Origin of the sequence: Exiguobacterium sp. SH31 (genome assembly GCF_001816105.1) — a bacterium.
GTDB lineage: Bacteria > Bacillota > Bacilli > Exiguobacteriales > Exiguobacteriaceae > Exiguobacterium > Exiguobacterium aurantiacum_A.
Genome location: NZ_LYTG01000040.1, coordinates 1 through 12,464, shown reverse-complemented (window position 1 = coordinate 12,464; position 12,464 = coordinate 1). Strand labels below are relative to the sequence as shown.

General features: G+C 52.9%; 11 protein-coding genes. 9 read left to right on the top strand and 2 right to left on the bottom strand.

Going from position 1 to position 12,464, the window contains the following annotated elements:
• Positions 1-161: 161 nt before the first annotated feature.
• The gene (locus A6395_RS06515) at positions 162-1,112 is read left to right on the top strand and encodes a sodium-dependent bicarbonate transport family permease (RefSeq protein WP_084812985.1); all 951 of its coding nucleotides are present in this window, start codon (positions 162-164) and stop codon (positions 1,110-1,112) included.
• A gap of 35 nt (positions 1,113-1,147) precedes the next feature.
• Here A6395_RS06515 and A6395_RS06510 read toward each other — a convergent pair whose 3' ends face one another.
• Entirely contained in the window at positions 1,148-1,900 is a 753-nt protein-coding gene (locus tag A6395_RS06510) for a homing endonuclease associated repeat-containing protein (protein WP_071398405.1), read from the bottom strand.
• A gap of 448 nt (positions 1,901-2,348) precedes the next feature.
• Between A6395_RS06510 and A6395_RS06505 the strand changes: the two genes are divergently transcribed.
• The 8 genes from A6395_RS06505 (at position 2,349) to A6395_RS06470 (ending at position 11,942) form a co-directional block, all read left to right on the top strand.
• A complete protein-coding gene (locus A6395_RS06505; RefSeq protein ID WP_071398404.1) occupies positions 2,349-4,262 on the top strand; it encodes a polysaccharide biosynthesis protein in 1,914 nt (637 codons plus the stop codon).
• Positions 4,259-5,287: an NAD-dependent epimerase gene (locus tag A6395_RS06500; protein ID WP_071398403.1), complete on the top strand. Its 1,029-nt coding sequence runs from the start codon at positions 4,259-4,261 to the stop codon at positions 5,285-5,287. The genes A6395_RS06505 and A6395_RS06500 overlap by 4 nt, the downstream gene beginning before the upstream one ends.
• Complete coding sequence (locus A6395_RS06495) at positions 5,287-6,630, top strand: phenylacetate--CoA ligase family protein (protein WP_084812984.1); 1,344 nt, start codon at positions 5,287-5,289, stop codon at positions 6,628-6,630. Before A6395_RS06500 ends, A6395_RS06495 begins: the two co-directional genes overlap by 1 nt.
• Before the next feature lie 24 nt (positions 6,631-6,654).
• Positions 6,655-8,022 (top strand): phenylacetate--CoA ligase family protein, encoded by a 1,368-nt coding sequence (locus tag A6395_RS06490; protein ID WP_071398402.1) that lies wholly within the window; start codon positions 6,655-6,657, stop codon positions 8,020-8,022.
• A gap of 10 nt (positions 8,023-8,032) precedes the next feature.
• Positions 8,033-9,364: a nucleotide sugar dehydrogenase gene (locus tag A6395_RS06485; protein WP_131464634.1), complete on the top strand. Its 1,332-nt coding sequence runs from the start codon at positions 8,033-8,035 to the stop codon at positions 9,362-9,364.
• Positions 9,352-10,482 (top strand): glycosyltransferase family 4 protein, encoded by a 1,131-nt coding sequence (locus tag A6395_RS06480; protein ID WP_071398401.1) that lies wholly within the window; start codon positions 9,352-9,354, stop codon positions 10,480-10,482. The genes A6395_RS06485 and A6395_RS06480 overlap by 13 nt, the downstream gene beginning before the upstream one ends.
• 28 nt (positions 10,483-10,510) lie before the next feature.
• Positions 10,511-11,212 (top strand): hypothetical protein, encoded by a 702-nt coding sequence (locus A6395_RS06475; RefSeq protein WP_071398400.1) that lies wholly within the window; start codon positions 10,511-10,513, stop codon positions 11,210-11,212.
• A gap of 76 nt (positions 11,213-11,288) precedes the next feature.
• The gene (locus tag A6395_RS06470; RefSeq protein ID WP_071398399.1) at positions 11,289-11,942 is read left to right on the top strand and encodes a hypothetical protein; all 654 of its coding nucleotides are present in this window, start codon (positions 11,289-11,291) and stop codon (positions 11,940-11,942) included.
• 27 nt (positions 11,943-11,969) lie between these two features.
• Here the strand turns inward: A6395_RS06470 and A6395_RS06465 are convergent.
• Positions 11,970-12,464, bottom strand: a 495-nt coding sequence (locus A6395_RS06465) for a TipAS antibiotic-recognition domain-containing protein (RefSeq protein WP_173647377.1), incomplete at its 5' end; no start/stop codon positions are given.

Here is a 12,464-nt window from a genome sequence, read left to right as displayed (position 1 = left end):
GTATCTGTTACCGCTCTTAATCGGGTTCACAGGCGGGAAGTTGATTCACGACGTCCGAGGTGGAGTCGTTGGGGTGCTCGCCACGATGGGAGTCATCGTCGGGACGGACATGCAGCGCACACCTTTCTTTGGTGTGCGCTTTTGTCGTCTAGGAGGAAATAATGGAACTATTGACGTTTTTATTGACGAGCGCCCCGGTGCTCCTGTTCGTGACGGGCGTGATTGCCGCCCTTGGAAAATCGAATTTAAAGATACCAGAATCGCTCAGTGTGACACTCAACATTTATCTGCTGCTCGCCATCGGGTTAAAAGGGGGGATGGGGCTCGCCGCTGTCTCGCTTGACGAGCTTGCGGCACCGCTCGCCGTGACGCTCGTCCTCGGGATGGTTTTACCGCTCGTCGCTTTTGGGCTCGGCCGTCTGTTCAAGTTCAGCTTTCACGAACGGATCGCCATGGCGGCGACGTTCGGTTCGGTCTCGCTCGTGACGTATGTCGCTGCGACCGCCCAGCTCGAGCGGCTCGGTATCAGCTATGAACCGTTCATGACGACGCTCGTTGTCGTCCTCGAGATTCCCGGTCTCGTCGTCGCGCTCTTACTGTACAACCAGACACGTGTGCTCGGTATCACGGCCGCCCCGAGCCAGTCGTTCACCGTCATCCGGGACAGTATGCTCTCAAAGAGCATCCTCTTGCTCATCGCCGGCCTCGTCGTCGGATTCGTCACGCCGGACACCTCGGCGCTGACACCATTCTTCGTCGACTTGTTCCCAGGCGTCTTACTCTTATTCTTACTGAGCCTTGGGGTCAAGGTCGGCCATCAGCTGAAAGACGTCCCGGCGTACGGCATGAAGTTTTTAATTGTCGGGACGTTATTCCCGCTCATCGGTGCCGTTGTCGGCTACTTTGCCGCCGGACTGGCCGGTTTGTCTGACGGGGGCACGATCTTGCTCATGACGCTCGCAGCGAGCGGTTCTTACATCGCGGCGCCGGCGATGCTCCAAGCGTCCGTCCCGGAAGCCGAGCCGTCGTTTTATTTGACGCTCGCCCTCGCCGTCACGTTCCCGTTCAATCTGCTCGTCGGTATCCCGCTCTTCATCACGATCGTCACCTGACAAAAGCGCTGTCTCTTAATGAGACGGCGCTTTTGTCAGGTGATGACTTGCTGTTGTTCCATACATTTCAAAGCGGCGGTCCAGCTTCCGAACAAGGCGTTGATCGTCGACGTGCTCGGCACGTTTCGTCCTTCGGCCCATTTACGGTAGTGAAGGATACTGAAATGACTTAATTCATCTTTAGCGACCCGGAGCGCCTCGATGACGTCCTCTTCGTCCCATTTCCGTTTCGGTGGGGCGATATCGAGGACGAACAAGGCGTAGCTCCAGGATCCGTACTTCCGGGCAATCGTTGCCACGGTCGGATATCCCTTCTCCTGCGCCCAGACAGCGTAGTGCTGTGAAGTGAGACGTGTCAGTTCGGCGGACGCCTCGATGAGTGCTTGGATAATGCGCTCCTCGTTATTACGGGCCGTCGTCGTCTGCAACTTCGCTTCGCGAAGTGCGTTTGACCACGAGCCGAACCGACTGCTAATCAGCGTGAGCGACGGGGCTTGTGCGACTTTGGCCCACTCCCGATACGTTTGGCTCGTAAAGATGTCGAGTTCTTCAGCGGCCTCGTTTAACGCGGTTAAAATATCTTCGTCCGAATAATAGCGGTACATCATTTTGATTTCAGCGGCCTGAACGGCTTCGCGCCAAGAACCGAATTTGTAAATCACGGTCGAGAGGGAAGGAACGTCTTTGCTGCGGGCCCAGAGTGTGTATTGTTTCGTATCGAATTCTTTGAGTTCATTCGCTGCTTGTTGTAGGCATGAGATGATTTGCTGCTCTGTCCATCTTTTCATCGTGATGTCTCTCCTTTTTAGAAGCACTTGATTGCTTCAAAGGTCATGGTGTGGTTGAACGATGATGGTCCTCAAGGAAAGCCTAAACGGTCGAGGGCGCGACTGCGGTTGACAATGAACATAAAAGACTCGTGACTGACGGTGTAAGCAAGTCGTGAAGAAATCATGTGACGAGCATGTAGGTTTACTTATTTCTAAATTCCCCTCCTTATTGACAATTTACACCTAATTCACGACTCATATACTTTCAATATTACCCATTTAGTGCGGAAATATTCACAAACAAAAAGAAATGGCCATCATACATTTGTAAAACTGTTTGATGGCTAAATTTCGTTGCTATGAAAAAGCTATGGTTTTCTTTCAGATTGTGAATCTCGAACGGGTACTAATCTAGCATCAGCGAATAACCCGTTTACATTCGGCAATCTTTTAAGGTGGTGACAGGATGACTATTCGATTCAATCATTATCCGATGGACCGAAAAAACACGATGCTTATGATGCTCGACGTGACGATCGCGGCTGCGGCCATCTTTCTCACGTTCAAACTGTTGTTCGCTCATGACACGACCGTCTCCGGCGACACGACGAAGTTGATGATGATTTTAGCGCTGAAGAGTACGGCTCTGCTCGTCCTCGGGTGGATGACACGCGTTTATCGGATTGACTGGCGTTATGGTTCGATGCGTGAGTTGCAATTGCTCGCCCTCGTGTTGCTCACGAGTGATTTACTTGTCCTCGGTGCTGCCCTCGTCGTGTTAGAGAATGTATCGTATCAAGCGCTGTTCGTCCAGAGTCTGCTCGCGTTCAACGGGATGCTGTTCATCCGGATCGTGGCGAGAATGCGGTCTTTCTTCCGTTTCCGGAACGCTCCGCCGAGCGGGAAAGCGACGCTCATCATCGGCGGTGGGGACTCAGGGCAGAAGATCACGAAAGAGTTGAAAGAACATCGGACGAACGTGTTAAACGTCGTCGGTATTTTAGACGACAATCCGTTCCTGCAACGGCTCTATATCCACGGGACACCGGTCATCGGCCCGATTGATGCGCTCGAGCGGAAAATTGAAGAGTTCGGGATCGAAGTCGTTGTTCTCGCAATCCCGTCCTTGCCTTACAACAAGCGACTGCAACTGCTCAAGCGAATCGAGAAGACAGGCGTCGAATCACACGCGTTGCCGATGCTATCGGAGCTTGCGTCCGGAAAAGTATCGATGAATGAGATCAGGGAAGTGGCGATCGAGGACTTGCTCGGACGAGAGCCGGTCCAACTCGACGTATCCGAGATCTCACATAAGCTAAAAGGCACGACCATTTTGATTTCAGGTGCTGGTGGATCGATTGGATCTGAGCTATGCCGGCAGTTGATCAAATTTGAACCTGGGCGCCTCGTCTTGTTCGGACATGGCGAGAACAGCATTTATTCGATTGACCGTGAACTCAAAGACTTACAAACGGAAACGGAGATTTGTCCGATCATTGGGGACGTCCAAGACCGGGCGCGGTTAATGGAAGTGTTCGAACAGTTCGAGCCTGAGATCGTCTATCACGCAGCGGCCCATAAACACGTCCCGCTCATGGAAGGGAACCCGAAAGAGGCTGTGAAGAACAACATCTATGGCACGAAAAACATGGTCGAAACCGCTGATTTGTTTAACGTCGAACGTTTCGTCATGATCTCGACAGACAAGGCGGTCAATCCGACGAACGTAATGGGCGCGACGAAACGGGTCGCCGAGATGGTCGTGCAGCAACAAGCGCGTCATAGTGCGACGACGTTCTCGGTCGTCCGGTTCGGGAACGTCCTCGGCAGTCGCGGCTCGGTCGTCCCGTTGTTCAAAGAACAGATTGAACGAGGTGGGCCGATTACGGTGACACATCCCGAGATGACGCGTTACTTTATGACCATCCCCGAGGCGAGTCGGCTCGTCGTTCAAGCAAGTGTTCGCGCGAATGGCGGTGAGGTGTTCGTCCTTGATATGGGACAGCCGGTCAAAATCGTCGACTTGGCCCGACGGATGATCACGCTCAGCGGCTTCACGCTTGAGCAAATTCCGATTGAATACAGCGGGATCCGGCCAGGCGAGAAGTTGTATGAGGAGCTGCTTGCCACGAGCGAACGCAGCGAAAATCAAGTGTACGATAAAATTTTTGTCGGCTGTACGCGACCGTTCAAATCGGTCGAACCAATTTTACGTACGATTGAACATCTGCTTGACCAACAAAGCGCATTGACGTCCTTCCTCTTGTTCGTCGCCAACAGCGAAATCCCGGAAGAAGTGATGGCAGATATGTTCGCGCCTCAGATCGAGCCCGTTCGGATTCGTTCGAGCGACCCCACTCAAAGGAGGAAGACATTATGAAAAAGACTGTGCTCGTCACAGGTGTCGCCGGGTTCATCGGCTTTCATTTGGCGCGCCGGCTGTTGCGAGAAGGGCACCACGTCGTCGGCATTGATGAAGTGAATGATTACTACGATCCTCATTTGAAAGAGGCGCGTCTTTACGTCTTGACGCACCCGAACTTCAAACTGTATCGGGACTCGCTCGAGAACAAAATGGCTGTCACACGGGTGTTCGAGAAACGAAGTCCTGACATCGTCGTCAACTTGGCTGCGCAAGCAGGCGTCCGCTACAGTCTTGAAAATCCGGACGCTTATATCCAATCGAATATCGTTGGATTTTTAAACATCCTTGAGGCGTGCCGAAACTTCCCGGTCGAGCAATTGGTTTATGCATCATCAAGCTCCGTGTACGGATCAAACCAAAAAATGCCGTTCTCTGAACAGCATCCGGTCGATCATCCGCTCTCGTTATATGCAGCTTCGAAGAAAGCGAATGAACTGATGGCCCACACGTATAGCCATCTGTTCGGTCTAAAGACGACCGGACTCCGCTTTTTCAGCGTTTATGGACCGTGGGGAAGACCGGATATGGCGCTGTACAAATTCACAGAAGCCATCATGAAAGGCGAAGCGATTGACGTCTATAACTATGGGCAAATGGCCCGTGACTTCACGTACGTCGACGACGTGATCGAGTCGATTGTCCGCTTGATGGACGTTCAACCGTTCGCTGACGAAGAGTTTGACTATCATGACCCGCTCCCGGACCGAAGCGACGTCCCGTTCCGTGTTTACAACGTCGGCAATCATAGCCCGGTCCAGCTGATGGATTTTATTCGGATCATCGAGAAAAAACTAGGGAAGCGAGCAATCGTGAACGAACTCCCGCTGCAGCCGGGTGACGTGCCGGAAAGTTTTGCCGATTCATCAGAATTGTATGAAGCGATTGATTTTCAACCACAGACCCCGATTGAACAGGGGGTGCATGAATTTATCGATTGGTATATCGCGTATCACCATGCATTGAAGGAGGGAATCGAGTGATGATGTCACTTCAAGACAAAATCTACGCCAACTCTCCGTTGCCGGTCCAAAACTGGCTCATCTCGCTATACGGGTTGAAGTTATACCATGAGCGTTACGGTCCTTATTACGATAAAGAGTTGACCAAGCTCCGAAGTCGACGGTTCGTCGATCCGCAAACGGCCCAACTGAACCGGCTCAATCGGTTCCTTAAGTTCTGTCGGACGCATAATAGCTACTACCGAGACTTGTTTGACCGCCATCACGTAGAGCTGCCGCTTCTGCAACTGAGCGATTTGAAACAAATTCCAGTGCTTGAGAAAGAGACACTTCGTACCGAACCGGCTATTTTCTCGGACGTTAAAGCACCAATTATTGGTTCTACGGGTGGAACGACCGGGACGGCACTTCAAGTCCGGTTCACGGTCGAAGATTATCAAGCTCGAATGGCCCACTTGGATTACTTTAAAGAGCAGCACGGCTTTGCAAAAGGGATGAAACGAGCGAGTTTCACCGATCGGATGATTTGTCCGCGCGGCCAGGAAGAGCCGGTCTACTGGCGCTATAACGCTCCGATGAAACAGATGCTCTACTCGGTCGTTCACTTTCATCCGAAAACGATCCCGGCCTACGTCGAATCATTGAACGACTTTCAACCTGACGCCCTCGACGGTTCGCCGTCCGCGATGATCGAAGTCGCCAAGTATTTAAAAGACACGGATATGCGCTTAACGTTCAAGCCAATCGCCATCTTTCCGACGTCGGAAACGTTGTCACCATGGGGACGCGCGTTGCTCGAGGAAGTTTTCGACGCCCCGGTATACGACCAATACGCTTCTTCAGAAGGCGCACCGCTCGTCACCGAATGTCGGCATGGACGGATGCACCTCCATCCGGAGAGCGGCATCATTGAGGTCGGGGAGGACGGAGAAGCGCTCGTCACGAGCTTCACGACCCACGGCACGCCGCTCGTCCGTTATCGAATCGGAGACCGGATGACGCTCAGCGATGAGACGTGTCCGTGCGGCCACCCCGGTACGGTCATCTCGTCGATCGATGGCCGTCAAATGAATTACGTCGAGACACCGGAAGGTTATAAAGTATTCGAGGGCGACTTGACGGCGACCGTCGCCGTGCTGCCGAACTCGGTACTTCAAGTCCAAGTGCTCCAACATGAGATCGACCAGATTGAAATGTTGTATGTCAAAGATGAGGACCGGTTCGAAAACGAACATGAGACGATATTAAAGCAAGAAGTGGAACGACTGTTCACACCGAATATGCGAATCCGTCTTAAAAATGTGCCGGCCATCAAAAAAGAACCAAACGGAAAAATTCGGGTCGTGAAGCGACTTCACGTCTGACCCATACAAAAGGGGAGTTCGATCATGGCAATCTTCGCGTTGCGGGACGTATATTTTAAGGCGCCGATCCGCCTTCAAAACTGGATGACGTCACTTTATGGCTTGAAATTGTCACAAGAGCGTTACGGGAAAGCGTACGAGCAGGAGCTTGCCGCACTACGCAACCGTCCGACGGATGACGCGGCCGTTCGAGCAGACCAGCTTCGACGACTCAATGACTTTTTAGCATTTTGCGAAGCGAACAATGACTATTACCGTCAGTTATTCGACGAGGCCGGCGTATCGCTCCCGCTCCACTCGATTGAAGCTCTGAAACAGATTCCGATACTCGAGAAGGAAACGGTCCGCTCGACCCCGGCCATCTACTCGCACGTGAAAACAGACATTATCGGCAAGACAGGCGGGACGACCGGTGCGTCGCTCCAAGTGAAATTCACAGCGGAAGATTATCAGATCCGGATGGCCCATTTGGATTATTTTAAAGAACAACACGGCTTTAAAAAAGGGATGAAACGAGCCAGTTTCACGGGACGCGTCATTTGTGAACCGGATCAAGCGGCACCCGTGTTTTGGCGGTATAATCGTCCGATGAATCAACTACTGCTGTCGTTGTTCCATCTGACCGAGACGAATATCCCACACTATATCGCGGAACTGAATCGGTTCAAACCAAGCGTTCTCGATAGCGCCCCGTCCGCCATGATTGACTTGGCCTCATACATTAAAGCGCACAACATCAAACTCGACTTCCAACTGATCGCCTTGTTCCCGACGTCAGAGACGATCACGGCGTTTGGACGGTCGTTGCTTGAAGAAGCGTTCAATGCGCCCGTGTTCGACCAATACGCCTCGTCCGAAGGTGCACCGATTTTGAGCGAGTGCAGTCATGGACGGATGCACCTTCATCACGAGACGGGAGTCATCGAGCCTTACGGGGAGGACGGAGAAATTCTCGTCACGGGCTTTACGACCCACGGCACACCGCTCGTCCGCTACCGGATTGGGGACCGGATGAAGTTTGGGGAAGGGACTTGCCCGTGCGGTCAAGGCGGGACGTATGTCGAGTCGATCGAGGGACGGCAATCGAATTTCATCGTCACGCCAAAAGGACTCAAAGTCTATGAAGGGGATTTGACGACGATCGTCAGCGAGCTCCCGAACTCGGTCATTCAAGTCCAGTTTCGGCAACTCGATTTGCATCACATCGAGATGCGCTACATCAAAGACCCAAATCGCTTCACCTCATCTCATGAACAAGTGCTTCGACGGGGGTTGAAAGAGCTCGTCGGAGACAGCGTCGAGATTACGTTGACGCCGGTCAAACAAATTCCTCGAGGCCCGAACGGAAAAGTCATCGTCGTCGAAAAGGTGATGAATCAAATTTCACAATAACTGGAGGCAGATGGACATGGACAAACTCATCTCAGAATCACGGACAGCACGAAGAACCATTGCCAATCGCCATATCGCCGTCGTCGGACTCGGGTACGTCGGTCTCCCGGTCGCGGTCGCGCTCGGAGAAGTCGGAGACGTCATCGGATTTGATATTAATGAGGCCCGCATCAACGAACTGAACGGTCATCTCGACAGCACGCGAGAAGTCGAGCGGGAATCGCTTGAAATCGCCTCAGTCGCATATACGACCGACGCGTCACAGCTTGAAGAGGCGGATTTTATCATCATCGCCGTACCGACGCCGATCAACGAACAAAATCAGCCGGACCTCGGTCCGATCTGTAGCGCGACGCGAACCGTCGGCAAGCACCTACGGCCGGGGGCGATTGTCGTCTACGAGTCGACCGTTTACCCTGGACTGACGGAAGAAGAATGCATCCCGCTGCTCGAACGAGAGTCGGGTCTACGGGCCGGGATCGATTTTAAAGTCGGCTATTCGCCAGAGCGTATCAATCCAGGGGACCGGGTCAACACGTTCCGGACAATCAAGAAAGTCGTCGCCGCCGAGGATGAGGAGACGCTTGATATCGTCGCAGCCGTATATGAGACGGTCGTCGATGCCGGTGTGCATCGCGCTTCGTCCATCAAAGTCGCCGAAGCCGCGAAAGTGATCGAGAACACGCAGCGGGACTTGAACATCGCATTGATGAATGAACTCGCGATCATCTTCGAGCGGATGAACATCGATACGCTTGAAGTGTTAGAAGCGGCCGGTACGAAATGGAACTTCCTGAACTTCCGGCCTGGACTCGTCGGTGGCCATTGTATCGGGGTCGACCCGTTCTATTTGACGATGAAGTCTGAGATGCTCGGCTATCACCCTGAGGTCATTTTAGCCGGTCGGCGCATCAACGAGACGATGGGCAGCTTCATCGCCACGTCGCTCATTAAAACGATGATCCGTCAAAACATGCCGGTACTCGGCTCACGGGTCACCGTGCTCGGCATGTCGTTCAAAGAGAACGTCAGTGATATCCGTAATTCAAAAGTCGCGACACTCGTGCGGGAAATCGAGGAGTTCGGCCTTGAGGTGCAAGTGTACGACCCGCTCGTCCACCATGAGGAAGTCGAACAAGAATACGGGATCCAAGTAAAACCGTACCATGAGCTCAAGCCGGCGGAAGTCGTTATCTACGCCGTCTCACACGATGAATTCGTGAGTGCCGGTTGGAAAATCGCCGAACGTCAGTTGAAGATGGGACGAGGGATCGTCATGGATTTAAAAGGTATCTTAAACCGAGCGACGAAGCCAGAGGAGGTCCACTTATGGCGCCTTTAAAGATCCTTCAATTCTGCGCGGTCGACGTGACCGCTGACGTCCTGTTGCGTCCGCTCATCGAGTCGCTGAAAGCCGAAGGGCACCAAGTCGATGTCGCCTGTGCCTACGGTGACCGGACGGACCGGTTGCGGGCGGAAGGGTGGGTCATCCATACGCTGCCGATTGATCGCAAATTCCATCCGAAGCGGAACGTGCAGACGATTCAAGGGCTCGTCGCCTTGCTCAGACGGGAGAAGTATGACGCGATCCATGTCCATACGCCGGTTGCGGCCGCGCTCGGACGGGTTGCGGCCCGAATCGCCCGCACCCCACACATTCTGTACACTGCCCATGGCTTTTACTTCCATGAACGGATGAGCCGGGTCGCCTATGAACTCGTGTTTTGGCTCGAAAAATCGCTTGCCGCACTCGCGACCGACTGGCTGCTGCTCCAAAGTGAGGAAGATTATTCGCTCGCCAAGACCCGACAATTTAAAAGCGATGACCGTTTGCTTCATCTCGGGAACGGGATTGATTTGACTCGATTCCAACCGCTTGAAAAAACAGTTGACCCGAAGCAGTTAAAGTTTCTGTTCGTCGGTCGCCTCGTCAAAGAAAAGGGGATCCTCGATCTACTCGAGGCGTTTCAGGAAGTGTCTGCGCGTCATCCGGGAGCGACACTCACGATTGCCGGAGAGTTGCTGTCGAATGAGCGGGATCAAGAGACCGCCAAACTCGTTGAAGCTCACTTAGTAGACAATCCGAACGTTCATTACGTCGGATACGTCATAGACACCCCGTCTTTGTTCAACCGTCATGACGTCTTTCTGTTACCGTCTTATCGGGAAGGGCTCCCCCGTTCCATTTTAGAGGCGATGGCGTCAGGTCTTCCGGTCATCGCGACCAACATCCGCGGTTGTCGAGAAGAAGTCATTGACGGAGAGACGGGATACCTCGTCCCGGTGGCCCGTCCGCAAGCGCTCGCGGAGGCGATGGAGTCGTTCATCGAGCATTCGGATCGGATCGAGTCATACGGTCGCCGAGGTCGCGAAGTCGTCGAGGAACGGTTCGATGAATCGAAAATTTTGACACGGCAAATCAATTTATTTGCGCAAATTAGCGCTCGTGAAGTGGGATGAGTCGTCGCATATAAAAGGGGGAGGCGGCATGGAAGAGAAACAAGTGATTCACCAGTTGAGGACGGCCGCCGATGACGGTCGTCTCACGATCCATATGTACCAGCAATGGCAACAAGCGAACGGCGGACCGACCGTACTCGAACTGTTAGAGGTGTATGGTTCGTGGGCGAACGTGCTGCGGCTCGTCGGGTTTGAAAACCAGATGCCGCGTTTCACGAAGTCGGAAATGTTGCGAACGCTTCGCCGGGCAGCGAAGGATCTTGGCTCGATCAATAGTGCCGATTACCGAAAATGGGCGCATGACCATGATGCTCCGACGCTCACGGAAGTTGTCATCCAGTTTGGGTCTTGGAAGGTCGCATTGATTGAGGCCGATCTACTCGGGATGATGGCAAAAGACCAAAAGATTGAAATTATTCAAGCGTTGCTCGATGCGAGCGATGAAATCGAACCATTTAATTCAACGACGTATGCGAAATGGGCGAAAGCGAACCAACGTCCGAGTATCACAAAAGTCGTTCGGCGCTTCGGGTCTTGGACGCAAGCACTTGAAGAAATCGGATTGTCGACGCGTAAAGCGTTCACGGAACAAGATATTCTATCGGCGTTGAAAGAAGCGAGTGAGGATTTGGCCGTCCTCTCGCCATGGGGTTATGAAATATGGCAAAAAAAGACGGGAAAGGACCGGCGCTTAAAGATATCCAACAGATGTTCGGTTCTTTTGACATAGCGCTTTCGGCGATGGGGCTAGAATTTACAGACCAGACAGACGATGACGCTTCAAAGAGAGGGAAGGAGGAGGGCTTATGACGCGTCCGATCGTCTTATGTATCGGCGAGGATCCGACTTCGACTTATGTGTACCAGGCGATCCGGAATCTCGGGGTGACCCATGTGATCAAAGAAGATGGTCCGGCTGAAGTGCGGCCCGACTCGATCAACGAGTGGATGCGTCAATCATACGTTCGCTTTATGTCACCGCTCATGTGCCGATTCAGTCGTCAGCGCGTCCGAGAGTTACAAGCACGTTATCCGCTGAACGACAATCCGATCCCATCGCATCATCTGTTGCGTGTCACGTCACTGAATGACGCACGAACGATGATGTGGCTTGATCGCTTACAACCACAACTCGTGATCTTGCACGAGACCGGACCCGTCGACATGAGTCGACTGCACCGTCTTGACTGTCCGATTTTAACGGTCAGCCCTTCGATGGCCAAAGGACAACTTGAAGCGTACTGGGCGTTTCGCGCTAAGCCTGACGTCTGTGAAGTGAGAATCGAACAATGGGGCGACAGAGGCTGGACTGTACTCGATCGGTCCGTCCTGTATGTCGGTGGCACCGATAACTTTGCGACGTATCCTTACCTTCAACTTGTGACGGCACTGCCGCTTTTGCGTCGTCAAATTGAATCGATGCTCGAAGAGGACGTATATGATCGACGGACGGCAGAGTAAAGGCCAAAGCGAGTTCGCTTTGGCCTTTCAGCTATTTTTGATGCAGTAATGTTGGATCGCGTCGTTATAGTAGACGGCAAGCCCGGTCGCGTACTTGTCGTAAAACATCGTGAACCGCTCATCCATGACATACATGTGCCCGAGTCCGCTGAACATGTCGAGCGAGCAGTCGTAGAAGTTGGTATGGATGAACTGATGGTTCGTCTTGACGACGGCTTGGACACGTTCGTCTTCAATCGGCACGTCCGCTCGGAACAGGTCGACGAGCGGTTTGACGAGATTCATCTGTTCTTGGCTGAGTGTTTCCCAATCATCTTTCGAGCGTTGGTTGGCACGCTCGAAAGATGTGTGGTACGCCTCGCTGTCGCCCCAACGGTCTTGTACTTCAGTCTCATGTTTTGCTTCGTGTGCCTTGAGTTCGTCAAACGACAGTCCGTTGAACAACTCTTTTTCTTTCATTGGAATTCCTCCTTTGAGTGAGGTGAGTGTCGTCTCGGCCGTGTCGGCGAGCATATCAAAGTA

Bases quoted from the DNA above. Each gene is read 5' to 3' on its own strand.
- A6395_RS06500 (WP_071398403.1), top strand. From the start codon at position 4,259: ATGAAAAAGACTGTGCTCGTCACAGGTGTCGCCGGGTTCATCGGCTTT.
- A6395_RS06475 (WP_071398400.1), top strand. From the start codon at position 10,511: ATGGAAGAGAAACAAGTGATTCACCAGTTGAGGACGGCCGCCGATGAC.
- A6395_RS06470 (WP_071398399.1), top strand. From the start codon at position 11,289: ATGACGCGTCCGATCGTCTTATGTATCGGCGAGGATCCGACTTCGACT.
- A6395_RS06515 (WP_084812985.1), top strand. From the start codon at position 162: ATGGAACTATTGACGTTTTTATTGACGAGCGCCCCGGTGCTCCTGTTC.
- A6395_RS06495 (WP_084812984.1), top strand. From the start codon at position 5,287: ATGATGTCACTTCAAGACAAAATCTACGCCAACTCTCCGTTGCCGGTC.
- A6395_RS06480 (WP_071398401.1), top strand. From the start codon at position 9,352: ATGGCGCCTTTAAAGATCCTTCAATTCTGCGCGGTCGACGTGACCGCT.
- A6395_RS06485 (WP_131464634.1), top strand. From the start codon at position 8,033: ATGGACATGGACAAACTCATCTCAGAATCACGGACAGCACGAAGAACC.
- A6395_RS06505 (WP_071398404.1), top strand. From the start codon at position 2,349: ATGACTATTCGATTCAATCATTATCCGATGGACCGAAAAAACACGATG.
- A6395_RS06510 (WP_071398405.1), bottom strand. From the start codon at position 1,900: ATGAAAAGATGGACAGAGCAGCAAATCATCTCATGCCTACAACAAGCA.
- A6395_RS06490 (WP_071398402.1), top strand. From the start codon at position 6,655: ATGGCAATCTTCGCGTTGCGGGACGTATATTTTAAGGCGCCGATCCGC.